Below are 24818 nucleotides of genomic sequence, written 5' to 3' on the forward strand. Positions count from 1 at the left end.
TAATTTTAATTCAGGAAAAATAAATGATAATAGCATTTAGTATATTTTTAATAACTTTAGTATTTATAATTTGGCAACCTCGTGGTTTACAAATAGGAACTTCGGCAGTTATTGGAGCTATTGTGGCTTTGGTTATAGGTGTTGTTAGTTATGCAGACGTTATAACAGTAACTTCAATTGTTTGGGACGCGACTCTTGCGTTTATAGGTATTATCATTCTTTCAATGGTTTTAGATGAGATAGGTTTCTTTGAATATGCTGCTATTAAAATGGCAAAATTTAGTGGTGGTAGTGGAAATAAAATGTTTGTGTACATACTACTTCTAGGCGCCTTAGTAGCCGCTTTTTTTGCAAATGATGGGGCTGCACTTATACTCACTCCAATTTTACTCGCAAAGATGAAATACTTAAAAATGAAACCACTAGCAATTTTCGCCTTTTTAATGGCTGGAGGATTTATTGGGGATAGTGCTTCAAATCCATTAGTTATCTCAAATCTTACTAACATAGTAACTGTTGGTTATTTTGACATAGGCTTTACAGAGTATGCAAAAAATATGTTTTTACCAAACTTACTTAGTATAGCGGCTTCCATAGTTGTCTTGTGGCTTTACTTCAGGAAAGACATTCCACTTGTTGTAAATGTAGATGATTTACCGGAGGCTTCATCGGTTATAAAGAACAAGATGATGTTTAAGTTTTCATGGGTATTTCTAGCCATATTAATGCTTGGGTATTTCATCGGTGATAAATATAATCTTCCAGTATCTCTTTTTGCTCTTGGCGGGGCTTTAGTGTTTTTAGCAATTGCTACACTACAAAAAGCAGTAAAACCTGTGAGTATTATCAAGGGAGCTCCTTGGCAGGTTGTTTGGTTTAGTATAGGTCTCTATGTTGTTGTTTATGGTCTTAAAAATGCAGGATTAACCGATGTTATAGCATCTCTGATTGTAGAGCTTAGCCAGCATGGAAAAACTGTAGCTATCATTGGGACAGGATTTTTATCTGCGTTTGTTAGTTCTGTTATGAACAATATGCCAACGATTATGATTATGGATATAGCCATTGATAAAGTAGGCTACATTGGAAATGAATCACTTGTGTATGCAAACATCTTAGGTTCAAACCTTGGTCCAAAAATGACACCAATCGGGTCACTTGCAACACTTCTGTGGCTTCATGTTTTAGCACAGAAAGGTGTAAAAATAACATGGACTGAGTATATGAAAGTAGGTCTTGTAATTACTCCACCTGTGCTATTTGTGGCTCTCTTAGGGCTATTATAGTTTTTAAAATAAAAACTTACTCTGAGCCTACTATAATCTCAATAGGAAGAGGTTTAGAGTAGTAGTTACCCTGTGCATAATCCACTTTCATATCTCTTAAAATTTCCTCTACAGCTTCATTCTCGACATATTCACATATGGTTTTTAGTCCCATAATATGCCCAATCTCATTTATAGACTTTACCATGGCTCTATTTATTTCATTTGTATCTATATCTGCTACAAAGGCACCGTCAATTTTTAGGTAATCAACTGGTATGTCATGTAAGTATGCAAAAGAAGAGTGACCAGAGCCAAAGTCATCAAGAGAAGCTTTAGCACCTAAGAGTTTCATTTTATTTATAAACTCTATCGCGGTGTCAATATTTGCGATTGCAGCACTTTCAGTCACTTCAAAACATATATCTTCATAGGGTATTTTATACTTTTTAAAGAGATCCTCAATGGTAGCAGCAAGTTTTTTATCACTAAATGAATTTCCAGAAAGGTTAATACTAAAAGAGTAGGAAATTCCTGTTTGTTTTAGTATCTTTGCATACTGGATAAATAGATTTTCTACAACCCATCTATCAATTTCTTGCATAAGTCCAAAGCGCTCAGCTGCTGGTATAAATGCCATTGGTGGGATTATTTTATTTTCATTCTGTAAACGAATTAGAACTTCATAGTGTTTTTTAGTTTCTCTATAGTCTAGAGGTACGATTGGCTGTATAAAGAGTCTAAACTCATCATATTCAAGTGCACGTGTTAGTTTTTCAACCCACTGCAGTTGCCCACGTTTTTCTAACATTTTTACATCATCTTGTGTTGCAACATGAATACAGTTCCTGCCCTGTTCTTTAGCTGCATAACAAGCAGCATCTGCAGAAGCTACCACTTCTAGGAGAGAAGAACTGTCCCGTGTTATTTCAACAAGCCCCATACTCGCACCGACAACAAAGATTTTATCTTCCCAGCAGAAGCGGTAACGTTTTATTGCCTTTAAAAGATTTAATGCTTTGTCATGCACCTGATTTAGAGTATTAGAAGTAAAAAGTATACCAAACTCATCTCCTCCTAAACGCGATACTAGGTCATTAGGACCGACATTTTTTTGCATAATAAATGCAATTTGTTTAAGAAGCTCATCTCCTGCGACATGGCCAGATGTGTCATTTACCACTTTAAACTGGTCTAAATCTAAGTAACATAAAATATTTTTAGAAGAAGATGTAGGTGAAAACTTTAAAAGATTAGTGAGACGTTTTTCAAATTCATATCTATTAAAGAGTCCTGTGATTTTATCATGTGTTGCTAACTGCTGTAGTTCTTGTGTTCTCTCTTGTATCTCTTCTTCAAGTAAGTTTGAGTGCTGATTGAGTTCTTCATTAAGTTTGTTGTTTATAAAATCTGTTCTAGCTAGAGAGTCAGTATCAACAGTTATTTTGTATCCAAAGGCAAAGATAAGAGCTAGTAGAACAAAAATATTTATACGAATGAGTAGAGGGTCATCTAAAAACATAAACAATAAGATGGAGATACCCGAAATAAGTGTGAAAATATTTAAGTGCATACCACTACATGAGTTAACATGTAACTTACAGTAGTTACAGCGTTCATAAGGTGTAAATCCATTTCTAGCAAGAGAACAATTTTTATTTACATTATGTTTTTGTTTTGTGAAAATATTGATAGCATCCATGTTGTTTTACTTTTTCCTTATTACTTTGTAGGCGATGTACACAAGAGATGATAAACAAAAACCAAAAAAGCTAGATATGAGCATGGCTACAGACATAAACATTGCCATTGCTACTGCGATACCGTAGTAGTTGAAATAGAGATAATAAATGCATATTCCTCCAACTAGACGCATCAAGTCTTCAATGATAGAAGCTAAGGGAGTAGTTTTGTAGGAATGGGCATACTGAACTGGTGTTGAAAAAAGTTGTTTTCTTAAAAGTATACTAAGTACTCTAAAGAGAAGGGTTGTCGGAGAGTAGTTTACCCTAGTTATAAGGTTAATAAAATTTAAAAGAATAAAAATTTCTATAAATAAAAGATTATTGGTAAAAATAAATATAAGTACTAATAGACCAGAGATTAGTCTTTGAAACTGGACATGTTCAGCCTGAGGCTCTATGTATTGTAAAAAAATCATAGTTTGAGTCTAACATAAGAAAACATAATATAAACTTTGAGATTAGAGAAGTAGAGAAGAAATAAGCTCCTCTCGAAAGAGAGGAAGATGGCTTATTTTGCTAGTGCAGCTTTTGAAGCATCAGCAACAGCAGTAAATGCCGTTGCATCGTTCATAGCCATGTCAGCAAGAATTTTACGGTCAAGTTCGATACCTGATTTGTGAACACCATTCATAAATGTTGAATAGTTCATTCCATTTAAACGAGCTGCTGCATTAATACGGATGATCCATAGTTTACGGAACTCACGTTTTTTCTGCTTACGGTCACGGAATGCATAATAAAGTGAACGTTCAATTTGCTCTTTGGCTTTACGGAAGTGCTTACGACGACCACTATAAAAACCTTTCGCTAATTTTAATATCTTTTTGTGTCTTCTTCTACGAACAACACCTGTTTTAACTCTTGGCATATCTTTCCTTTTTCTTTACCTAGCTACTAAACGTAGTCAAGGTGCCATACTGTGATGGACTTGCCCAATTGTTTAAAATTGGAGATTTATGCATAAACTAAAAATTAGTTTATCATAGCCTTGATGTTTGCAGCGTCAGCTTTTGCAACTGTTGCTGGCTTGTTTTGGTCACGACGAGTTTGAGCGTCTTGTTTAGTTAAAATGTGACTCCTAAACGCTTTACCACGTTTAATCGTACCATTTTTCTTAACTTTAAAACGCTTAGTCGCGCCTTTTACCGATTTCATTTTTGGCATCGATAGTCCTTTACGTAAAAATATCATTAATATGTTTTTTATGAACTAAATCCATAAAAAAGCGCTAACCGCTCTGGCACTAAATCTAACCTCATTTATGAGGTAGAGAAGAGCAAAACATACTTTGAGAATGGGATTATATCTAAATATTTCTTATTTTTGGTTATAATCCAAGTATGAATTCAATTAAACACATAGAAAATGCCCTTAAAGAGCTTGATGATGAAGTCCAAACGATTCTTTTAAACTGGGATATTCCACTCAATGAAAAAGACAATCTTATGCTTCCAATTTTACAACAAAAAAGAGTGCTTGCTCAAACTTTAGAAGATTTAACATATCTAAAAGAGAACCCACCCTCACCAAACCAACCTTGTGGAATCTCTAAGTATAGAGAAGACTAACCCGCGTTTAATACTTTTATTTTTAAAAGTATTTCGTTCTCTTCTTTAAACGCCATATGCACTAAATAGAGCTCTTTACTAGCTTCTCTTGATTTGTAAACTCTAAAACTTTTTACATTACCCAATTCATCAACAACAAATTCACTATCAGTCCCCAAGGGGTATTCTCTAAACTCTTTTAGAGATTCTAGTCTATAGAGTTTTTCTTTTTTAACTATATAAGCTACATAAGGGTTCACTCTATTATGGATGGAATTTGATGTCTGCATGAAAATTACATCTTCATTTTTCGCTTGATTTATAATCTTTATTGTGCTGCTATTTATGTCGGTTTTAATTGCCAAACTATAGTCTAAATATATTACTTTTTTAAGCCGCTCAATTTTTGAGACTTTTTGAACTTCCTCTGCAAATACTATATTTGACTTGTTGAGTCCTGCGTAACTTTTATATAAAAAAAGCATCAATATACTTAGAATGACTATAGAGATCATAAGCTCTATGAGAGTAAAGGCTTTTCTCATTGAAGTCTCACTCGTATTAGCGTTCCACTGAAATCCTCTGTTTTTAGCATTGTTTTTCCTATCTCGAAGATTATGCCACTACCATCTGTTATCTCTTCATCTTCACTTTGTTGGAGTTCATTCGTATCTATAATTTCTAGCTCTTCGTACAGTATCTCAGTTTTTATGGCTTTTAGTTTTCGTCTTAAATCACTCTCTAGTTCAAACTCATTAACTAGTCTTTTCATGTCAATTTTACTATCTTCAAATGCATAATTTTCACTATTTGAGAGTAGAAACGAGTTGTATTGATTTGTGTTAATTATCTTTTTTAGTTGAAAAAGTTTGTTGCTAGTATCACCTCTCATTTGAAGAAGGGCGGCTATAACAACAGAGACTATCATAACAGCGACCATCACTTCTATGAGAGTAAATGCACTGCGATAAGTGGAGTGGCGTTTAGTCATGGCCTAAACCGATGCGTATCGCTTCATCAAGAGAAGTTTCACCATCGAGTAACATTTGGGAAAGTTGTAGAGAAATAGTTTTAAGACCATCTTTCTCTAATTGCATTTTTATAGTATGTTCATCCGTAGTTGTTTTTAAAAGCTCTTTAAGAGAGTCATTCATCACAAGCAGTTCCCCAATGGAACGACGGCCTGAAAAACCGCTATAGTTACAAGATTTACAACCACATGCTTTGTAGATTTTTGCATCAGTTGAGAGTCCATAGTCATCTGCAAAATCTTCGGCTATTTCATCTTCTTCTTTACACTCATCACAAAGAACACGCACTAAGCGCTGTGCCAATATACCTAAAAGAGAAGAACTTATTAGAAATGGTTCTATGTTCATATCTGCTAAACGCGAGATTGTAGCTGCTGCGGAGTTAGTATGGAGCGTTGAAAAAACTAAGTGACCTGTAAGTGCTGCACGAACGGCGATGGCTGCTGTCTCTTCATCACGGATTTCCCCTATCATTATGACATCTGGATCTTGACGCAAAATCGAACGCAGAGCTGCGGCAAACGTAAGCCCAACTTTCTCATTTACTTGAATCTGAGCAATCTTGTCTGACTTATACTCAACGGGATCTTCCACTGTTATAAGGTTTATCTCAGGTTTTTCCACTTCACGTAAAAAGGAGTGAAGTGAAGTTGTTTTACCCGAACCGGTTGGACCTGTCACTAAGATGATTCCATGTGAAGAACGGAGAAGTTTTTTAACGTCATCTATTAGTGAGTCATTAAATCCCAGTTCTGTTATTTGAGGTATTTGAGAACTCTGCATCAGTAAACGCATAACAACACGCTCACCGTAAAAAGTAGGAAGTATAGAGACACGAATATCTAAAACCTCTCCTGCTATTTTTATCTGTGTTCGACCATCTTGAGGGATTCGTTTTTCAGAAATATCAAGGTTAGAGATAACTTTTATACGACTCACTATAAGGCTCACTACTTTTTTATCTAGGTCGGCGTTTTTAGCAAGAATTCCATCTACACGAAAACGTACCTCACCTTTTTTCTCTTGTACTTCTATGTGAATATCTGAAGCACGTTTTTTAACTGCCTGGTAAAAAAGAGCATTTACAAACTTAATGATTGGTGCTGACTCTTCACTTGTCAGAATATCTGAAGACGTACGTAAAAAATCTGTAAGAGAGATGTCTTCTTCAGAGTCTTCTTCATCAGAGTCTTCTTTCATAGTCTCTATGGCTTTATCTGTGCGAAGTTCTAAAAAACGATTATAGAGTCTGTCGTAAGAGTCCTCGTCCAACATATAAAGAGGGTACTCTTGTTCTAGTTTTGTGTAGTAGTTACTCGCCTCGGCAAAATGATTTTCACATGCAAATGCAGCTACTTCTTCATTCATCTGACTAAATAGAAGATAGTTTTTAACACTGATGTCAGTTACTAACTCTTGAGGCTCATATACTTCTAATTTGAGGTTATGAATAGGGTCTAGGTTTAGCATCTATTCGTTCTCTTCTTCTTTCTTTTTTTCTAGTGCATCCATAGCTTCTTGGCTATACTCTGCTTGAATTTTTGCAAGTACTCCTAGCTCTTTTTGGAGTTTAGATAACTCTTCACTTTTGTCAATAACATAAGGGGTTAGAATAACTACTAGGTTGTCTTTTTCTTCATTAACTGATGTTGAGGAAAATAAGTATTCACCAATCCAAGGGATATCACCTAAGAGAGGAATTTTACTCACTGTTTTTGTATCATAAATTTTAACAAGTCCTCCAATAATAATACTCTCTCCATGACCAAGAATAGCCTGTGTCTTGACTTCTTGTTTTGATGTTATTGGATTACCATTAATATCTGGTACTAAAATATTTTCCAAAATAGCTTCTACATCTAATGTTACCTTGTCAGTAGAAGATACTAAGGGTTTTATTTTTAAAGTCAAACCAATATCTTCACGTTTATAAGAGGCAGTTGGTAGTCCTGTTGTTCCTACTGTTGAGGCTGTTTGCACAGAGATAGTCTTACCAACATAGATAGAAGATTCCTTATTGTTTACACATAATATAGATGGATTGCTGATTGACTTAGAAGCACCATTTGCTTCAAGAAAATCTAGTGTAGCACCTAGTGCTAAAGATTTTCCCGCACCGCTACCAATCCCTCCTAGGTGATCTAGAACTGATGCACTTGCAGTACTTGTTAAGGCATCTGAACCAAAATTAGCGCTCATAGCATAGAGTCCTGAAGGTGTAACATCTCCCAGAGCTAAACCATATTTTATACCTATATCAGAGCTATCATTGTTATTTATTTCAATAATTCTAGCTTTTACATAAACTTGATACTGCTCTTTATCTAGTTCATCAACTATAAGCTTAATCCCTTTTATTATTATTGGTTCACCGATGGCGATGATGGCGTTTATCTCTTCACTCGCTGCGATATTTGGTTTCATGGATGGATCAGTAAATGTCTGTTTTGAAATGATGTCATTTAAAGTTGCTGCCACAGTCTTTGCATCTGAATTTTTAAGAGAGAAAATCTGTATGCCGTTACTCGCATGAGACTCTACGTCTAAAGTAGTTACAAGCTCTTGTATCTTTGCCACGTTATCTTTAAGTCCTATAACTATAAGGCCATTAATATTATCATCTAAAATAATTTTGACCTGCTCTGTAAGTACTTTTACATTAAAAATGGACTTACTTATGTCGACTAGTCTTGTTTGGAGTTTTTTTGCTTCTGCATTTTTTATTGGGATGATTTTTACTATAGCTTGATTGTTTGTATCAATCTCTTTTATAACATGCTTGATAGTCTCTATATTTTTAGGATAATCGGTAAGGAGTATAGTATTACTCTCTTTCATTGTCATTAGTTTTGCTGTTTTAGAAATCAGGTATCGGATTTTAGCTGCGATAATATCGACATTTTCACCTTTAACAGATATAGCCTGAGTGACCATAAGCGAACCATAAATTTTCTTTCCAGAAGTCATAACTGCTACATTGTTTTTTGCAGCTTCAGTTGAACGAACAACTTCAAAAATAGAACCTTTTTTTACAAGTGTAAAACCTTTAGATTCTAGAACAGAAATAAGAATACCTATAAGCTCATCATCATAAACGGGTACTGTACTCACAAAGTTAACCGTGCCGTTTATTTTATTATTTATAAGTATGTTTTTATGAGTAATCTTGGAGATTAGTTTTATAAAGTCATCTATCTGTAAATCAGAAAAATTTACATTTACCTGTTCTCTGGCGTTTAGCGAAAAAACTAAAAATGTACTTAGGAGTAGTGTCTTAACGAATTTCATATATTATTTCCTTCTCTTGATTGTCTCTTTGGATTGTGAGTGCTATAGTGTCTATCTTGTCTATGTTTTTATATAGTTTAAGTGCATCGTTAAATGATGAAAGTTTGACATTGTTTGCTTTAGTAATAACATCACCTTTTTTAAGTCCTAATGTTGCCATTTTAGAGTTTTTCTTGATGCGGTTTACTTTAAAACCTACTATCTTTCCCGCTTTTTTTAAAGGTGCTATTGCTATATCTTTCCATATCTGTGAAGGATTATTTGAGTATCTCTTAATGTCTTCTCTTGTTACTTGCTTCTCATCTTCGCTCGCTGATGTAGTTCTTTTGACTTTTGTAAAAACATCACTCATTTTGTTCTTACTCTCTTTAAGGGACAATATATACTCTTTAGACGCTTTAGTAAAAGTAACATTATTTAAGTCTATTTGTTTAAGCTTATAACCTTCGTAACTTTCTCCTACTGCTGTAATCTCTGTCTTTTTAGGAGAAGATTTTTTAGCAACAATTACAAAACCATTAAACTTACTTCCATAAAGTCCTTTAAGTAGTAAGTTGTTAATACTGTATGCCTTGGTCTTAGTTTTTTCAAGGCCTGCAACATCTGCCGCTTTTGAATGAAGTAACATATTGGAGAACTGCACTCTTTGATACTTAGCTTGGTAGGATTTCTTGGCATGAAGTGCGACACCTTCACTTGGAAGATACCACCAAACGACAAGTGCGATGATTTTGGCGATGAGTAAAAGTACTAGGAGTTTACTTATAACTGCGATGAGTTTAGTGTTAGAAAGTTTTTGCATAAACATACTCCCCATTTTCATCTTTTTTCATCATCTTCATCGTTTTTTTATACTTACTCAACATAATCTTTGAAGGATAAAGATGTGCATTTAGCACTCTATCTAAAATGTTAAACGCCACCTCTGCTTTACCAAACTTCCCCTCAGCATTTACGTAAAGAACTAGAGGGTTAAACAGTGTATAAGTCACTTCTATGGTTTGAATATGTGAGGGCACATAAGCATCTACAAGGGAAGAGAGTTTTACATCTGTAAACTTAAGTGAATTATAAAAGAGAAGGAGTGTTATGTTAGCCTGCTCTACGGTGGCACTCTCTACACCTTTTGTACTTATCTCTAGGTTCTCAATTTCTAGACCAAAAAAGTTACTCTCAAGTATTTCATTTGAAACAACTACATCAAATTTTTTAAGATTTTTTTCTAGTAAAAAGTAGAAACTCTCTTTTGGTGTAAATGCTACAAGAGCAAGAACAAAGAACAAAGAAAAAGCTAAAAATTTCAATATCTTTTTTACCATTTTATCTCCATCTTAAGACTTGCCTTAGTCTCACTGAGCTTTTTTATTTTGAGCTCTGTAATGTTATATGAACCATTTAAGATTTTCCCCATGAGTGCATTGAGTGCTTTTGTATCTATGCTTTTAGAACTGATTCTCACAGAAGATTTCTCGCGTTTGACATCTAGGGCAGCTGTTTTTAATGAACTCTGAGAAAGAACTCTCTCTATCGCTCTCTTCGTCTTTTTCTTGTCTGCATATACATCTTTGAGTGAACTGAGTTTTAGCGCTAATTTTTCACTCGTTTCATAGAGTGTTTTTTCTTCTAGCATTTCTGTTTTCATACTACTTAAAGTAAAAAGTAAAAATGCTATAAGTGCCACTAGAAGTGCCCCAATATGAAGAGGATTTATCTGGTTCATATCTTTACCTCCACTTTTAGTTTATCATTAGTTAGTGAAGTTGTAGACTTTATACCTTTAGCATTTAACTGATTTATAATGGCATTTTTACTTGAAGTATTAACCCCACTAATAGTAACACTTAAGAGATTGCTCTTATAAGCTACAAGTGAAATCTTTTGGTTTGTTTTTAACTTTAAGGCTAAAAAGTAGGAGATGCTTTCTCTAAATTTTGTCTGTCTATTATGTATCTTAGAGTATTTATTCAGTGATGAACGATTTTGAAACATTGTTGATTGAAGTTTATACTTAGTAAAAAGCTCGTCTTGTGCGAGGGTGATAGTATCTTTTTTTACACTTGTTATAAATATCTCGCCTATGAGTATAAGTGCTAGAGTACTAAGAAGTGCTCCTATTTTATAGAGACTTCCATTATCGACTATGTGTCCAAACTGTTGTAATTTTATGGTGTGTTTTGAGAGTGTTACTGTATCTAGGTTAAGTTTTTCTTTTTCACTTATCCATTCTGATGGAGCAAGCACTAAAAGTTCACCTTTTAAGTACATGCACTGTTTTTCATTTATACAAAATGCACTTGGAATCTCTATAAACTCACTTTGAGCAAAATGTATAGATGTTGTATTTACAGATGAAATGCCATGTTGTACGAGTAAGTCGAGTATTTTTTTATCTTCATAAGCAAAGAGCATAAAATCTTCACCATGTTTATAAGCTGTGTATGAGTAGTGCCCCACAGGTAAAGAATCCTCAAAGATAGAAGGAAGGAGCTTCTTAACCTCTCGTACATTAGTTACTGGTAAAGACATCTTTTTTACCCAGTATAGAGATGGGGAAAGAATGATGTTTACTTTTTTACTCGTATCGTAGATGAGCTGCTCTTTTGAAGCAGGATCTAAAAAAAGAGTCGTTGTATCACGTCTAAATTTCATAAACAAAATTGGAACCCTTTTTATTTTTTATGTCATACTCAAACTGTATGTTTGAGATACTGTTATTTTGTCTTATCTCTATCTCAACCAAAAGAAAAGGCTCAAAAAAACTAGTCTTAAACTTATGAAGTTTTTCTAGTTCATTTGTATCTAGGTTTAAAGAATCATCGTCGGTATAAGTACCTGCATTTATACTTAAAAACTCAGCTCTCTCTTTAGTTGTTCCCAGAAGAAGTTCCCATACTTCAGTCGTTGCATAGTTTAAGTCTATGCTTATATTTTTATCTTGTGTAAAATAAAAAAGGTTTTTAAGATTAATTTTTTCAAGAGAATTATCATTATACTCTTGTGAATAAAAATCGTTTATTATCTGTAAATGTTTAGCAGATGCTATGTAATCTCTAAATAAATAAGGATTCTCTTCGAAAATGGCACTATTATAGCTATTATCTTCTTTAATCCCACTCACATTATCTAATAATATATCAAGATATTGGCTATTGATCATATTGTTAGTTAAATAATTAACAAAAGCTTGGCTTGTGTTTGCATCAAGCTGTGCTGGATTAAACTTTGCTCTTGCACTATGCAGTTTTAGTATTATCTCAACACCTGAACTCTCAAAAGGAATAAAAGATGCCGAAGAGAGTAGTATGAAAAGCTCATCACTAGAGTTAGAATCTGCAGCACGAGCGATATCAGCGGAGTTTTTTAAAATATTTAAAACATCTTCTACTATGACACTACTCTGGTACATAAAGTTCTCATCTTTGATGATTTTTGCAGCAGAGTTTACTTGTTTGAGTCCAAAACCAATGGCCACTGTTATGACTATAACAAACATAACGGTTATAAGTAATGCGATGGCGTTTTTGGACTCTCTCATGTTTAGCTAATACTCATAGAAAAGATTGGAAGAAGCATAGCCGCAACTATAAAGCCTATACTTCCACCTACAAAAAGCATAAGAGCAGGTTCAAGCAAGGTAAGGAGTAAGGAGATTTTGTCACGATTTTCTTCAAAGTAAAGTTCTGAGATATTTGTCAAAACATTTTCAAGCTGTGAAGTTTCCTCACCTAAGGCTATGGACTGTATAAAAGCATTGTCTATTTTTGTGCTTGACTCATTGAGGGCTTTTGAAAGGAGTTTCCCCTCTACAACTTTTTTACTAGCCCCTACAAAAAGCTCTTTAATCACTCGGTTATTTAAGATGTTTGCACTGAGGTTAATTGTCTGAACAAAGGGAACACCTGAACGAGTAAGAAGTGAGGCTATATAAGAAAAACGAGCAAGTTCACTTTTGAGTGCGATGGCTCCAAAAAGTGGAAGTGTAAGAATCAGTTTATCAACACCATAAGCGAAAGCATAAACTTTTTTCTTCAGAGTCATAAACGCGACAACGGCCATAAATATAAACACCAACATAAGCTCAAAGTTGTTTGAGAAGAAATCCCCAGCAGCTATGACAAACTGTGTAGGTAGTGGAAGAGCTTGATCCATACTCTCAAATATACCGGTAATCTGAGGCACTACAAAAGTCAACATAAACGCGATCATCACAAGAGAGATGATGATCATAAAAGATGGATACGCAAATGCCCCTTTAATCTCTTTGTTTATTTGGTCTTGCTCTTTTAAAAAACGCGAGAGTTCGAGTAAAACTTCATCTAAAATACCACCACTTTCACTTACCTTGATAGACTCTTTAAAAAAAGCTGGAAGTTCGACTATAGTCTGAGCCTCAAGAGCTGAGTAAAAGTTCTGACCCTCATCAAGATAGGTACTCACCGTAGTTAAAAAGAGTTTTATCTTTTTATTTTTTTCATAGTGTGTTTGCACAATTTTAAGTGCTGAAACAATGGAAATACCTGAACGAATATACATAGAAAGTTCACGAGAGAGTGAAGATAACTCTTTTGGTGGAATCTTATACTTTCTACCAAAGTCAAACTTCTCGTAAAACGCAGGAGTATCTTCATCTAAAGACTGGTAAATCACACCAATGACTTTGAGCTTACTTCTTGCTTCTTCAATGCTGGAAGCTTCTACTCTATCACTTACCTTTTTACCCTCGGCATTTATGCCTTTGTACTTAAATATCATTGCATCACTTCTTGTGCTAGGTTTTCTTTGTGCGCTACGACCTCTTCTAGAGAGTCATAAACAGGTGTTGAGTCAAAATAACTTGTATAGTCGTAGGCTTTATCTTTATAAGAGACGATGACTTGCTGGGCAATACTGTTTTTATAAACTTTAAAAGAGAAACAGACACTCTCTTGAACATCTTCTTCATTAAAAAATACGGACTGTTTTTTAATGATAACACCTTGAAGAACATCATAACGATACATCTCAGAACTCTCATCAAAAAAGCTCTCTATTGTCTTTACTTTCTCACCATCCACATAGATACTGCATTCGCTACAATCATCAAGACATAAAAGTCGTGCACTCGCGGCTTCATCTTTTATAAAGCTACCAAGATACTCTTTTAAGTTGGAAAAACTAGGAGTTATCTTCTGTTCACCAACTGTTCGAAGTTTTGTAACCGCAAGAGTATAAACCACCCCTATGATTACGATGACTATCATCAGTTCTATGAGAGAAAAAGCTTTTTTCAAATGACTACTTACACTCACTCATTTTTATATCTTTAGATTCTTTTTTCCCGCCTTCTTTTTTATCGGCGGCTAAAGAGATAAGTTCTATGCTTCCTTCATCGTTGGTGTAAATGAACTCTTGACCCCATGAATCTTTTGGCATTTTCCCATCTTTGAAGTATGAATCATCTTGTGTTAAAGATTTAAGCCCTTCTTCCGTTGATGGATAGATACTATTTTTAATCTTGTACATATCTAAAGCACCATCATAGATAGACTTCATTTGAACACAAACAAGGTCACGTTTAGCTTCTTCGCCTTTCCCTGTTAAACTTGGCATAACCATAGCCGCTAAAAGACCGAGTATCACGATAACTATCATCAACTCTATGAGAGAGAATGCTTTTCTTCTATTTTGCATTATTTTTGCCTTTAGTATTTTAATTACTTATTATATTGAAATTTAGTTACATTTTGGAAATACATGAAAATTAATGATTCTCACCAGAGAAAGTGAGAACGAGGAAATTTAAATCACACCGTAAGGACACTACTACAGTGTCCTTTATATATATTCGTACTATGGTTGAGATAAATGGTCCATTATCGCGGTAGCAGCTGTGTCGTTGAAATAATTTGTTACCTCAATTCTACCAGCTTTTCTAATTTCACCTACCCAAACTGTATTTGTTGCACTCGATGTATTTCCATCGGCAACACCAAAGTCATCCAAAATATATACTCTACTGTCAAATCTTTCGAGATCATTAGGTGTAATTACAAGCATTTCTGAGTTTCCGCCATTGACATTAATATCTGTTGTCACACTCCATGTTCCTGCCATTTCGTTTACAACAAAAGCAGTTCCGGTTGTATAATAGTTGGATATATCCAACTCAACTAAATTTCCACTTCCATCAGTTAAAGTAGCATTTTTATCAAATACTAAAACTCTATTGATTTGACTTGACCAAGAAATACTGCTTCCATCAGAAACAAAAGATTCCAAAGAGTTGTGAGCAATTCCAGATTGATCCGCTCTATAGTCGTATTCCACGCCATAAAAATCATATTCGTCTGTTAAGAACAATAGTGCCGCTTGATAAGCGATAGAACCAGAAGGCATACTAATATTTAATTCGCTTGAAAGAGTAGCATTATCTTCAATTGTCCCTATCATTTTCATAGAAACTACTTGTGAATTGATGTCATAAGTAGTGCCGCCTTCTGAAGCATTTACTTCCCCTGTTGCTAGGGTGTCAGTAAAGTATATCACATCATTGTTTGTATTACCAGAGAACATTAGTTGACCTGATGTTGTGTTAAACTCCATAATTTCAGTTCTAGTCATATTTGTATCGTAATCTATTCCATAGAAGCTATGCAGACTAGTATCTCCAGGAATTGCTACAGTCGAAGTAGCAATGAATGCATCAATATCCATAACAACATCGGATTTACTATACTCAGCTTCTGGAACCGATTGGTGAAGATAAGTTACATTAATAGATACGGTAAACTGATCCACTGTGGTATTTGTTTCGTCATTTACATTAACATTTATCAGCGCTGTTCCAACACTAGCATTTGCATCTATAACAACTGTAAACTCTCCAGTAGTTCCGTTAAGGTCTGTTCCAGCTCCAATCGCTCCAGTAAAGCTTTCTATAATAAAAGTGAGACTAGAATTGGTATCGTCTTGAGGAATGATACCACTTAGAGCCTCTCCTGGAATCATGCTTAAATATATATCGTCATATGCTACTGTTGTTATGTTTGTATCAGTTGTAGTATTCGTGTCTGCAGCGATTGCAACCGAAAATGTATAACCGATAGAAGCACTCCCATTACCATCAAGATCACCACATGATAAGAATAAAGTGTCAATCATAGAGAGGCTATAATAACATTCTAAAGAAGTGTTTGTATCTGTAAATAAACCATTGGCGATATTTGCATCGTCATTTTTTGAAAAAGTTACAATTCCATCAGTATCTCCATCCACTCCCTGAAATGTTACAATAGATGTGTATGTACCATGTTCCATATCGTTTGTGGAATTTGTATCAAAGTAACCGTCTTGTGTTAAACGTAAAGTCATACCTGATGTACTTTCAACCCATTCGTTAGCTAGAGAGTGAGAAGTTGTTGTTCCTCCACTTAAATTTGCAGCTAATGCAGCATCTCTATCTTCTACAGTAGAATAAGAGACAATACTCTTAAGTAGTGTTCCATTATCTAATAAAAGCTTGAATACTGTACCGTTAAAGTTTGCAGTTCCATCATATACAGCAGTACTATTCCCATCTAGATCAAATAATTTAATTCCATTTGTTAGAACTTCATAAGTTTCATTATTATCCCATGTACCATACTCATCGGTTCCACTATATGTACCTATGGTAGGACTAACTGTACCTGTGTAGGTCGTTGAAGTCCCATATGAAGAGCCATTAATTTCACTAGTTTCTATACTGTATATTGTTTTGTTTACAAAATAGCTTTCATAGTCAAAAGTAGAAGCAGTTGGGATAGAAGCGGAATAAGCTTCTATCGCTGCTTTAATGTCCGCTGTAGCTATATTATTAAAGTTAGCTCCGTTATTTTGATCTACTGTAAAGATAGTAGTTCCAAGTATGTGAGCACCTACATTGACAACACTATTTGCTACTGCTACTAGATTGCTATCACCATCAAAGTGGCTTTCGTATCCAGTAAGTGGAGTAAATTCAATAGCTAACTGAGTAGTGTTAGGTAGTGTGATTACACTCCAACTACCTACTGTCATTGGACTATATGATGGTGATGCAGTGTCGTATTTAATCATATTACCACTTTGTCCAGCACTTAGTGTAGATATTGCTGCACCAGTAGAATCTATTACTTCTTTATCAAGTACCCAAGATGATGTATTATCATCAAGATTTCTTTCAAAGTCTACACCTTCCCATTTACCAAATTCATTATGAATTCCTGCAGGTGAATTATTAGAACCCATGAACTCTTCTAGTGTGCTATATGGTGTATCTGTTACATTACATGTATTTGTTGTTTGGTTATAATCTGTACAATCAGCAGGAATCCACCAAAGTTTATAACTTTCTGGCTGGATAAAACCTAGTATATAAGCCTCTGCACCAGTACTAAATGTGATGTTCGCATCACCTGGAACTTTATTGTTGACTTCACTTATCACTGCTAATGCCTCAGTAGATGTTGATGTAAGGTCAATTTGTTGCATAATACTTACTTTCGTACCATTTGTTAACTCTAAATTTCCATCAACTAAAGAGTAAGTTTGAGTGCTAGTATCAACTACCCATGTTCCATTAGCTTGAAGTACTAAGTCATCTTCATCATTTGATGGAGCTGCTACAAAAACTTTTGATGTTACATCTAGGATCTCTTTTGTTTTAAGTAAACTTCCCGTTGAAAGAGTGTTTGTATAGATTTGAAGATCTCCATCTCTTTCGTCGAAGCCAGAGATTACCATACCATCAGTAAATGCAAGAGCAGTACCTGCCGCTTGATCAGCTGCTGTTTTAATTGCTATTATAGCTGTATGATTTGTTTCAATTGACAAAAAGAGTGGATCAACTGTCGTTCCTAAAACTTCAATCGCATCAATTGCAGTTTGAGCATTGTTTAATGCAGTTGTCGCATCGTTAAGATTTTGAGTTGACACTGCTGTTACCATTGAAGAATTTGCATCATTAACAGTAGTTACATAACCCTCTAAAGTGGCAAAGTGATTACTAAGAGTTTGAGCTGTTGCATTCGCTTCATTTGCTAAAACTAATGCTTCACTACTATTATACTGACTTGCAATAGAGTACATCTGCGTTATAGTGTCTTGCACATCTGATATTTGTAAACTAGCTTCATCGTATGTAGTATTTGCTGAGATTGCAAACTCTCCTACAGTAGTAGCCATTGTTTGTATTTGTAAAGCTAATGCTTCTGCCGCAGATGTTTCTATTGCTGCTAATCGATCAATTTCAGTTTGCTTAAGACCTTCCGCAGTACTTAAGGCTGTTGCAATACTAGTCTGAATAGTCTGAATTTCAGTCGCTCTTGTTGCTACTTCCTCAGCAGCTGTTTGTGCTTTGATAGCCTCTGCTTGAGATAAAACTTCCGTTGTGTTTGCATCTTGTGCTTTCACTTGCTCAGCTGCAATGATAGCAATCGAGTTATTTACGTCTGTTGCAAACCCTTGCGCTTCTGTTTGAGCAGTTAACACTCTTTGGTAAGCTGCTTGGACCGTAGTAGTATCTATAGTTAAAGTTGAATACTCTGTCGCTATTGCTATGGTAGCATTTAAATCTATCTCAGCTAAAGCAATTTTCATGCTGATAGCTGATAAGTCCGACGATACATTATTATCATTTGCCAAAGCTAATGCTGTGTCTATTAAGCCTATAACTCTTTGCTTTTCAGCCTCTGCCGCTTCAGCTGCTTGTGCATCCGCCTTGTCCGCTTGAATCGTAAGTACTCTTGCTCTTGTGTTATCAAGCGCTGTTTGCGCAATCGTTACTTGTGCTTTTGCTAAATTTCCATTAATTATTACAGTTTGTAAAGTAGCGTTAGCATCCGTTACATTTGCATCTGTTACATTTGATTCATTTGCTACAAGTGCTGCAAAGTCATATAAAGATTGTGCTGAAATGTTTGTATCATTAGCAAGTATGGTTATATCATTCAGTGCTGTATCAGCTTCAGTAAAATAACCTGTAATATTGGTATCGCTACTATAGTTGCTGTCTAAAGATTGAATAAAAATAATAGAGTCTTTAGAGGCTTTTACTTGGGGGATATTCCCATAAGCTTTTGCTACTATAGCTTGTGCTTGAGTTTTCATAATATTTACAGCTGCGTTTCTCTCAGCGTTTGCTGCCGCTAGTTGAGCTGCTTCTAAATTTGCCTCTAATAAAGCAAGTTTTGCTGCTTCTTCTGCTGCTGCAATTCTAGCTTCTGCTTCCGCTTTTTCCGCTTTCGCTTTTTCTTGTGTTGCTAGAAGTTCCGCTGCTGCTGCTGCTGCTGCTGCATCTTTGGCTGCTTGGTCTGCTGCAAGTTGAGCTTCTAAAATAGCTGCTTGAGCTTGTGCTTCTGCTGCTTCTGCTTCTGCAGCTCTTTGTGCTTCTGCTTCTCTTAACTGTTCTGCTTCTGCTTCAAGAAGTGCATCGTAAGCTGCTTTTGCTTCTTCAGCTGATGCATTTGCTGCTGCAATCTCTGCTTCATGAAGTGCTTGTTGTGCATCTAATGCATTTTGAATTGCTTGTGCAATTGCAGCTTCTTTTTCTTCTTGTAACTGTTGAGCATCTACAATTGACTGAAGTGCTGTAGCGTTTAAGTCATTTGCTGAACTTACTGAACTTGCAGTAGAAGCATTAATGTCTGATGCTATAGAAGTATTTACAAGAGTAATACCTGAGTTTAGACTTGTTTCAGCCTCTGCAGGTGTTCCTGCTTCAATAGTTGCTTGAGTTTGTTCGGCCGCGTCGAATGCACTTTGAGCCGAATTTTTCGCATTGTTCTTTACTGAAACAAGGGCTACTGGATTACCCACATATAAATTATTTGCTACTGATTTTGTAACTGCGGTTATGTTTGCAACAGTTAAATTAACATCACTAGTTGCACCAGAAAAACTTTTAGAAATTTCAGCAAATACCTCACCCATTACATTTTCAGTACTTTTATTTGAATCTGCACTTGCTACTGCAACTGAAGCTGCATGAACAATAGTTTGTAAGTGTGCTTGAGAAGCCATAACAGCTCTGGCATTATTTGCTACAGTTGTATCTACATCTTTTGCACTCTCAAGTGGATTAAAAGTTGTTAGATTTACATCCGCGGGAATGCCTAGTGCAAATTTAATGTTGTCTTCTGCTTGTTTTGGGGACTTTCCACTTTTAACAAGTGACTGAATCGCTGAAGTAAGTGGTGAAATAATTTTTGAACCGGATGGTGCTGTAAGTGAACCTGTAAAAGGAAGACCCGTACCAATATCAGTACCGCCTATTACAAGAAGTGGACCCGTCTGTGTAGTTGCAGGAATCTCAAACTGACCTTGTGCATTTGTAGTGGCAGTTGGCTCCCCTGTATCACACTGACCGTTCTCATTCACATCAATACATACGGTAGTGCCCGAGAGTAAACCATCTATGGCTGTACCACTAAAGGCCTGAGAAACCGCTGCAGCAGCTCCATCACTTGAACCACCACCGCTACAACCAGAAATAGCCATAACAGTAGCTAAACTTAGGGACAGTAATGAAGTCTTGAATTTGTTTTGCATAAATCAACCTTGTATAAAAAAATATAATACAATTATAGCTGAAATGTAGTAAAAAAGATGACTTATTGATGAAATACTTATATAAAGCATAATTTTTGTTACTCAAAGAGTGATATAGAAGGTAAATAAAATTTTGGGATTGGATTAAAAGACTCTTCTCCAGATACCTGCGGCACATAGTAGCTAAAGGTGTGCTGCTGTATTCCTACCCTGACACATTGTCCTTAGTAACCATTGCACAGGTCTAAAGAAGAGAACTGAAAGTATATCTAAAAAGTATTCTAATTCAAAGCACTAAAGAGTAATTGTCGCAACTGCACTTTTTGCAGCTGTAAGATAAGCACTATAGTCAAATGAAGTATCTGATGCACTTGCTGCCATTTCCATCTCTTTGCACATTTCATAAACTTCATTAAAACGAAGGGTTCCAGCACTTCCTTTTATTGAGTGTGCTAACGATTTAATTACAGCATAATCTTTAGAATCAATCGCTGAGCTTAAGTTCTCTAAAATTGCTCCAGACTCTTCTAAAAAACTACCTATTAACATAGGTATGTGTTTTGCTTTAAGCCCAATAGAAGCTGCCATGTCCTCATGATTAAGGTCTGAGTAGTTGGGGTTTGTGATTGGCATAGAGATAATCCTATGATTTTTTCTTTATAGTACCACAAAATAATACAATATGGATATGAAGTTGATATATATAATAGTTGCATTAAAAAGTGAAGCACAAGCATTTGTAGATAAATATAAACTTAAGAAGTCAAGACTTAGTGGGTTTCTAGTTTTTTCAAATGCTACAATGAAACTTATAGTAAGTGGTGTAGGAGTTGGTTTTGCGAGAGATGCAACTCAAACATTTATAAATCACTATGATATTACAGATGATGATATTTATCTCAATGTTGGTATTTGTGGGGGCGATAAAAACTATGAAATTGGTACACTTGTAGAAGTTGGAAGTGTTACTTATGAGGGCATAAAGTATACTCTAAAAGAAAATAAAAAACAGATACATACCCTAGATAAGGAAATGACTCAAGAGGGGTTCGAGCTTGTAGATATGGAAGCTTATGGTTTTTATGATGCAGTCGTGCATAACCCAGCTATAAGAAACGCATATATTTTTAAAGTTGTGAGTGATCATTTCGAGCCAAAACTAATTACTAAAGAGAAAACAAAAGCGCTAATTTTTGATAAAATAGATGCAATAAATAAAATTATAAAGATTTAAAGGAAGAGATATGAAACATTTTTTACTATTTTTTACATTATTACTCGTGCTTCACGCCAAAGAAATTAAAGATGACACTCTTAAAAAAATGATAGGACATATGCTTCTTGTAGGTTTTAATGAGAGTAGTATTACTAAAGACTCTCAAATTGTTAAAGATATAAATGAGTATGAGCTAGGGGGAGTCATTCTTTTTGATAAGTTTTATAAAAATAAAAATAAAAATAAAAATATCTCTTCACCCGAGCAACTTGCAAAACTTACAAGTGACTTAAAAAAGTTTTCAAATCAAGCACTGTTTGTAAGTGTCGATCAAGAGGGTGGAAAAGTGGCACGTCTTAAACCTAAGTATGGATTTGAAGAGATTGAGTCTGCATTAGAGGTTTCCCAGATGAATGAGTATGCAATTGTAGACATGTATGACAAGCAGTCAACTATGCTTGAGAGTGCAGGTATAACTATGAATTTTGCTCCAGTTGTGGACTTGGCTGTAAATCCAAAAAACAAAGTTATAGTTGGACTTGAACGCTCCTTTGGAGAAAAACCAGAAGAGGTGAGTAAGTTCGCAAAAGTAGTGATACAAAGTCAAAAGAAACATAACATTATCTCTGTTTTAAAGCACTTTCCAGGGCACGGTTCTTCTTTGGAAGATTCGCATAAGGGTTTTGTAGATGTGAGTGAGACTTGGAGTCCTGAGGAACTAGAGCCATATGAGATACTGATAAACGAAAAACAAGTTGATGTGATTATGACAGCACATGTTTTTAACGAATATATTGACGATATGTACCCAGCAACCCTCTCCTATAGTTTTAACACAGAATTGCTTCGCCAAGAGATGGGTTTTGAAGGTGTTATAATCAGTGATGATTTACAGATGGGAGCTATTTCAAAGCATTTTACATTAGACAAAAGAGTTTCTTTGGCTATAAACGCAGGAGTGGATATTTTACTTTTTGGAAATCAGCTTGAAAATGTAAGTGTAAAAAAACTTGTTAACAGCATCTTGACTCAGGTGAAATCAGGTGTGATACCTATAAAAAGAATCAAAGAGTCAAATGCTAGAATAGATAAACTTCATACTAGATACATGATAAAACAAAAACCAATAGTCTTTACAGAAAAACGCAAAAAACTTACACGAGAATACATCAAGAGTCATTATGGTTTGAGTGTAAAAAACATTGAAATTATTCCAAAAAGCATAGTCCTTCATTGGACTGCCGTTATGGACTTTGAAAAAAGTTTTGAGCGTTTAAACGCAGAGCTCCTTTTCAGTGATAGAGCAGATATAGCTAAGGCTTCAGCACTCAATGTTTCAGCTCATTTTTTAGTTAAACGCGACGGAACCATCTACCAACTTATGCCAGATAACTGGATGGCTCGACATGTCATTGGGCTTAACTACTCCAGCATAGGAATAGAGAATGTTGGAGGAGAAGGAAACGAAAAGGAAGATTTGACTCAGGCTCAACTTCGCGCGAACATATGGCTTGTAAAGTACTTAAAGACAAAGTACCCAAGCATAAAAAATGTCATAGGGCATCATGAGTATAGAGATTTTGAAAATAGTTCCTTATGGCTAGAAAAAGATGCAGGCTATAGAACACAAAAAGCAGACCCTGGTGTAAAGTTTATGAATGATGTGAGAAGTGCTGTAGATGAATAGTAGTTTTACTTCACTTGATTGGGTGATATTTATAGCTTACTTTACTATTTTAGGTGTCAGTTCTTACCTTTTTTCTCGTGCTAAAATCTCTTCTAGTAGAGAGTACTTCACCGCTTCAAACACAATGCCAATACTTGCAGTGGCTATCTCTATCTTAGCTACTTCTCAATCTGCTGCAACTTTTTTGGGAGTTCCTGAGTTCTCATATTCTAACAACTTCACACTCATAGGCTTTTACTTTTCTTCACTTCTTGGAGTTATCTTTGTAGCAAAGTTCTTAGTGCCAAAGTTTTACGAGATGAAAGCGATTACGGTTTATGAGTTACTAGAAAAACGTTATGGTGCATCTGCAAAAAAACAAGCTGGCGTTATGTTTCTTGTTGGTCGGGTTATGGCAAGTGGGGCAAGACTCTACATTGCAGCACTCGCTATTAGTATGATTTTATTTTTAGATATTGGCTTTTCTCATATGTTGATTTCTATTTGTATTTTAGTTCTAGGGGCATTAGCTTACACTTACTTTGGTGGTGTGAAGTCTGTGATTCTAAGTGATATTATTCAGGCTATTACTTATGTAAGTGCAGGTTTAGTAGTAGTATTTTATCTTTACATTTCTTTAGATGGCATTGATATTTTAAATGTGTTAAACGCGAACGATAAACTTGTTTTTATTGACACTTCTTTAGATGGTAAGTTTAGCATTATTGGTCTTTTAAGTGGTTGGTTACTGTTAAACATAGCGGCCTTTGGACTTGACCAAGATATGACACAAAGAGTGCTTACTTGCAAGAGTAAAGATGAAGCCTCTCGTTCTCTTATAGTGTCCATCTTACTTACCATTCCAATAGTTTTACTCTTTCTTATCATAGGGGCTCTTCTGTTTGTGCATTATGAAAGTGCAGAGATAGCTCAAAGTTTTGGAGATGAGAAGATAACCATCTTTATGTACTATATACTAAACGAAATGCCCGAGGGTGTTCGTGGGTTTGTAACGGTGGGTGCGATTGCAGCTGCTCTTTCAAGTACAAACTCTGTTTTAGGTGCTATGGCTTCGGTTGCTATAGAAGATTTATATAGACCTTTGAAGCTTAAACGCGATGCAAAAACAGATGAGACTCATTTCATAAAAGCTTCAAGAAACGCAGTCCTCTTTTTTGCAGTAGTATTATTCGCAATGGCAATACTGAGTTACTTTTGGCAAAGATATGCAGAACTATCGCTGATAGGTTTTGCCCTAGGTGTAATGGCATTTGCATATACTGGACTACTTGGCGTTTTCTTTTCAGCCATCTTTACTTCGAGGGGAAGTGTAAAAACTGTACCCTATGCACTAATCGGTGGTTTTGTAACAGTCTTAGCCTTACAGCCTTACACATTTGGCATAAGCATAGGTTTTGCTTGGCAGATAACTTTAGGGACTTTAGTCGCGTTTATGATAATGCAGACAGGAAAAGTAAAATCAGTAGTATTTGACTAAAAGATATAAATAATA

At 35.3% G+C, this 24818-nt stretch carries 23 protein-coding genes and 1 other RNA gene; 5 read left to right on the forward strand and 19 right to left on the reverse strand.

Annotated elements, in window-relative coordinates; all coding sequences use genetic code 11:
* Window positions 1-23 precede the first annotated feature (23 nt).
* The gene (locus tag HOG88_RS10970; RefSeq protein ID WP_295006094.1) at window positions 24-1286 is read left to right on the forward strand and encodes an arsenic transporter; all 1263 of its coding nucleotides are present in this window, start codon (window positions 24-26) and stop codon (window positions 1284-1286) included.
* A 16-nt stretch (window positions 1287-1302) separates the two neighbouring features.
* Here the strand turns inward: HOG88_RS10970 and HOG88_RS10975 are convergent, their stop codons facing one another.
* The 4 genes from HOG88_RS10975 to rpmI form a co-directional block, all read right to left on the reverse strand.
* Window positions 1303-2967, reverse strand: coding sequence for an EAL domain-containing protein (locus HOG88_RS10975; RefSeq protein WP_295006096.1), 1665 nt, complete (start codon window positions 2965-2967; stop codon window positions 1303-1305).
* Window positions 2968-2973: 6 nt separating this feature from the next.
* Complete coding sequence (locus HOG88_RS10980; RefSeq protein WP_295006097.1) at window positions 2974-3426, reverse strand: hypothetical protein; 453 nt, start codon at window positions 3424-3426, stop codon at window positions 2974-2976.
* 92 nt (window positions 3427-3518) lie between these two features.
* Entirely contained in the window at window positions 3519-3878 is a 360-nt protein-coding gene (gene rplT / locus HOG88_RS10985) for a 50S ribosomal protein L20 (protein WP_295006099.1), read from the reverse strand.
* A gap of 104 nt (window positions 3879-3982) precedes the next feature.
* Complete coding sequence (rpmI, locus tag HOG88_RS10990; protein WP_295006101.1) at window positions 3983-4174, reverse strand: 50S ribosomal protein L35; 192 nt, start codon at window positions 4172-4174, stop codon at window positions 3983-3985.
* 176 nt (window positions 4175-4350) lie between these two features.
* Here rpmI and HOG88_RS10995 point away from each other — a divergent pair, with 176 nt between their 5' ends.
* Complete coding sequence (locus HOG88_RS10995; RefSeq protein WP_295006103.1) at window positions 4351-4578, forward strand: hypothetical protein; 228 nt, start codon at window positions 4351-4353, stop codon at window positions 4576-4578.
* Here the strand turns inward: HOG88_RS10995 and HOG88_RS11000 are convergent.
* The 15 genes from HOG88_RS11000 to HOG88_RS11070 all read right to left on the reverse strand — a co-directional run bounded on the left by HOG88_RS11000 (window position 4575) and on the right by HOG88_RS11070 (window position 21056).
* Entirely contained in the window at window positions 4575-5102 is a 528-nt protein-coding gene (locus tag HOG88_RS11000) for a type II secretion system protein (RefSeq protein ID WP_295006104.1), read from the reverse strand. The two genes, HOG88_RS10995 and HOG88_RS11000, sit on opposite strands and share 4 nt — an antisense overlap.
* The gene (locus HOG88_RS11005; protein ID WP_295006106.1) at window positions 5099-5548 is read right to left on the reverse strand and encodes a prepilin-type N-terminal cleavage/methylation domain-containing protein; all 450 of its coding nucleotides are present in this window, start codon (window positions 5546-5548) and stop codon (window positions 5099-5101) included. The genes HOG88_RS11000 and HOG88_RS11005 overlap by 4 nt, the downstream gene beginning before the upstream one ends.
* On the reverse strand, window positions 5541-7058 hold the full coding sequence (locus HOG88_RS11010) for a GspE/PulE family protein (RefSeq protein ID WP_295006108.1): 1518 nt from the start codon (window positions 7056-7058) through the stop codon (window positions 5541-5543). Before HOG88_RS11010 ends, HOG88_RS11005 begins: the two co-directional genes overlap by 8 nt.
* A complete protein-coding gene (locus tag HOG88_RS11015; protein WP_295006110.1) occupies window positions 7059-8876 on the reverse strand; it encodes a secretin N-terminal domain-containing protein in 1818 nt (605 codons plus the stop codon).
* Window positions 8863-9678, reverse strand: a complete 816-nt coding sequence (locus HOG88_RS11020) for a PDZ domain-containing protein (protein WP_295006112.1) — start codon at window positions 9676-9678, stop codon at window positions 8863-8865. Before HOG88_RS11020 ends, HOG88_RS11015 begins: the two co-directional genes overlap by 14 nt.
* Window positions 9662-10195 (reverse strand): hypothetical protein, encoded by a 534-nt coding sequence (locus HOG88_RS11025; RefSeq protein ID WP_295006114.1) that lies wholly within the window; start codon window positions 10193-10195, stop codon window positions 9662-9664. Before HOG88_RS11025 ends, HOG88_RS11020 begins: the two co-directional genes overlap by 17 nt.
* Window positions 10189-10596: a hypothetical protein gene (locus HOG88_RS11030; RefSeq protein WP_295006116.1), complete on the reverse strand. Its 408-nt coding sequence runs from the start codon at window positions 10594-10596 to the stop codon at window positions 10189-10191. The genes HOG88_RS11025 and HOG88_RS11030 overlap by 7 nt, the downstream gene beginning before the upstream one ends.
* Window positions 10593-11525, reverse strand: coding sequence for a hypothetical protein (locus HOG88_RS11035; RefSeq protein WP_295006118.1), 933 nt, complete (start codon window positions 11523-11525; stop codon window positions 10593-10595). Before HOG88_RS11035 ends, HOG88_RS11030 begins: the two co-directional genes overlap by 4 nt.
* Window positions 11515-12411, reverse strand: coding sequence for a hypothetical protein (locus tag HOG88_RS11040; RefSeq protein WP_295006120.1), 897 nt, complete (start codon window positions 12409-12411; stop codon window positions 11515-11517). The genes HOG88_RS11035 and HOG88_RS11040 overlap by 11 nt, the downstream gene beginning before the upstream one ends.
* Window positions 12412-12413: 2 nt before the next feature.
* Window positions 12414-13628, reverse strand: a complete 1215-nt coding sequence (locus HOG88_RS11045; protein ID WP_295006122.1) for a type II secretion system F family protein — start codon at window positions 13626-13628, stop codon at window positions 12414-12416.
* A complete protein-coding gene (locus HOG88_RS11050) occupies window positions 13625-14146 on the reverse strand; it encodes a prepilin-type N-terminal cleavage/methylation domain-containing protein (protein WP_295006124.1) in 522 nt (173 codons plus the stop codon). Before HOG88_RS11050 ends, HOG88_RS11045 begins: the two co-directional genes overlap by 4 nt.
* A gap of 4 nt (window positions 14147-14150) precedes the next feature.
* Complete coding sequence (gene gspG / locus HOG88_RS11055; RefSeq protein WP_295006126.1) at window positions 14151-14546, reverse strand: type II secretion system major pseudopilin GspG; 396 nt, start codon at window positions 14544-14546, stop codon at window positions 14151-14153.
* A 159-nt stretch (window positions 14547-14705) separates the two neighbouring features.
* Window positions 14706-20423: a hypothetical protein gene (locus tag HOG88_RS11060; RefSeq protein WP_295006127.1), complete on the reverse strand. Its 5718-nt coding sequence runs from the start codon at window positions 20421-20423 to the stop codon at window positions 14706-14708.
* 153 nt (window positions 20424-20576) lie between these two features.
* Window positions 20577-20674: signal recognition particle sRNA small type (gene ffs, locus HOG88_RS11065), an RNA gene on the reverse strand.
* 43 nt (window positions 20675-20717) lie between these two features.
* Window positions 20718-21056, reverse strand: a complete 339-nt coding sequence (locus tag HOG88_RS11070) for an Hpt domain-containing protein (RefSeq protein ID WP_295006129.1) — start codon at window positions 21054-21056, stop codon at window positions 20718-20720.
* 61 nt (window positions 21057-21117) lie between these two features.
* Between HOG88_RS11070 and HOG88_RS11075 the strand changes: the two genes are divergently transcribed.
* The 3 genes from HOG88_RS11075 to HOG88_RS11085 are packed head-to-tail and all read left to right on the forward strand — an operon-like array spanning window position 21118 to window position 24803.
* On the forward strand, window positions 21118-21657 hold the full coding sequence (locus HOG88_RS11075) for a hypothetical protein (protein WP_295006131.1): 540 nt from the start codon (window positions 21118-21120) through the stop codon (window positions 21655-21657).
* A 10-nt stretch (window positions 21658-21667) separates the two neighbouring features.
* Complete coding sequence (locus tag HOG88_RS11080; protein ID WP_295006133.1) at window positions 21668-23326, forward strand: glycoside hydrolase family 3 N-terminal domain-containing protein; 1659 nt, start codon at window positions 21668-21670, stop codon at window positions 23324-23326.
* Window positions 23319-24803, forward strand: a complete 1485-nt coding sequence (locus HOG88_RS11085) for a sodium:solute symporter (RefSeq protein WP_295006135.1) — start codon at window positions 23319-23321, stop codon at window positions 24801-24803. Before HOG88_RS11080 ends, HOG88_RS11085 begins: the two co-directional genes overlap by 8 nt.
* Window positions 24804-24818: the final 15 nt, after the last annotated feature.

Origin of the sequence: Sulfurimonas sp. (assembly GCF_018698455.1) — a bacterium.
In the GTDB taxonomy this organism is placed as follows: Bacteria; Campylobacterota; Campylobacteria; order Campylobacterales; family Sulfurimonadaceae; genus Sulfurimonas.

Bases quoted from the DNA above. Each gene is read 5' to 3' on its own strand.
- HOG88_RS11045 (WP_295006122.1), bottom strand. From the start codon at position 13,628: ATGATATTTAAGTACAAAGGCATAAATGCCGAGGGTAAAAAGGTAAGT.
- HOG88_RS10970 (WP_295006094.1), top strand. From the start codon at position 24: ATGATAATAGCATTTAGTATATTTTTAATAACTTTAGTATTTATAATT.
- gspG (WP_295006126.1), bottom strand. From the start codon at position 14,546: ATGCAAAATAGAAGAAAAGCATTCTCTCTCATAGAGTTGATGATAGTT.
- rplT (WP_295006099.1), bottom strand. From the start codon at position 3,878: ATGCCAAGAGTTAAAACAGGTGTTGTTCGTAGAAGAAGACACAAAAAG.
- HOG88_RS11005 (WP_295006106.1), bottom strand. From the start codon at position 5,548: ATGACTAAACGCCACTCCACTTATCGCAGTGCATTTACTCTCATAGAA.
- HOG88_RS11040 (WP_295006120.1), bottom strand. From the start codon at position 12,411: ATGAGAGAGTCCAAAAACGCCATCGCATTACTTATAACCGTTATGTTT.
- HOG88_RS11010 (WP_295006108.1), bottom strand. From the start codon at position 7,058: ATGCTAAACCTAGACCCTATTCATAACCTCAAATTAGAAGTATATGAG.
- HOG88_RS11070 (WP_295006129.1), bottom strand. From the start codon at position 21,056: ATGCCAATCACAAACCCCAACTACTCAGACCTTAATCATGAGGACATG.
- HOG88_RS11080 (WP_295006133.1), top strand. From the start codon at position 21,668: ATGAAACATTTTTTACTATTTTTTACATTATTACTCGTGCTTCACGCC.
- HOG88_RS11060 (WP_295006127.1), bottom strand. From the start codon at position 20,423: ATGCAAAACAAATTCAAGACTTCATTACTGTCCCTAAGTTTAGCTACT.
- HOG88_RS11015 (WP_295006110.1), bottom strand. From the start codon at position 8,876: ATGAAATTCGTTAAGACACTACTCCTAAGTACATTTTTAGTTTTTTCG.
- HOG88_RS10995 (WP_295006103.1), top strand. From the start codon at position 4,351: ATGAATTCAATTAAACACATAGAAAATGCCCTTAAAGAGCTTGATGAT.
- HOG88_RS11030 (WP_295006116.1), bottom strand. From the start codon at position 10,596: ATGAACCAGATAAATCCTCTTCATATTGGGGCACTTCTAGTGGCACTT.
- HOG88_RS11020 (WP_295006112.1), bottom strand. From the start codon at position 9,678: ATGCAAAAACTTTCTAACACTAAACTCATCGCAGTTATAAGTAAACTC.
- HOG88_RS11000 (WP_295006104.1), bottom strand. From the start codon at position 5,102: ATGAGAAAAGCCTTTACTCTCATAGAGCTTATGATCTCTATAGTCATT.
- HOG88_RS11035 (WP_295006118.1), bottom strand. From the start codon at position 11,525: ATGAAATTTAGACGTGATACAACGACTCTTTTTTTAGATCCTGCTTCA.
- HOG88_RS11025 (WP_295006114.1), bottom strand. From the start codon at position 10,195: ATGGTAAAAAAGATATTGAAATTTTTAGCTTTTTCTTTGTTCTTTGTT.
- HOG88_RS10975 (WP_295006096.1), bottom strand. From the start codon at position 2,967: ATGGATGCTATCAATATTTTCACAAAACAAAAACATAATGTAAATAAA.
- rpmI (WP_295006101.1), bottom strand. From the start codon at position 4,174: ATGCCAAAAATGAAATCGGTAAAAGGCGCGACTAAGCGTTTTAAAGTT.
- HOG88_RS11085 (WP_295006135.1), top strand. From the start codon at position 23,319: ATGAATAGTAGTTTTACTTCACTTGATTGGGTGATATTTATAGCTTAC.
- HOG88_RS10980 (WP_295006097.1), bottom strand. From the start codon at position 3,426: ATGATTTTTTTACAATACATAGAGCCTCAGGCTGAACATGTCCAGTTT.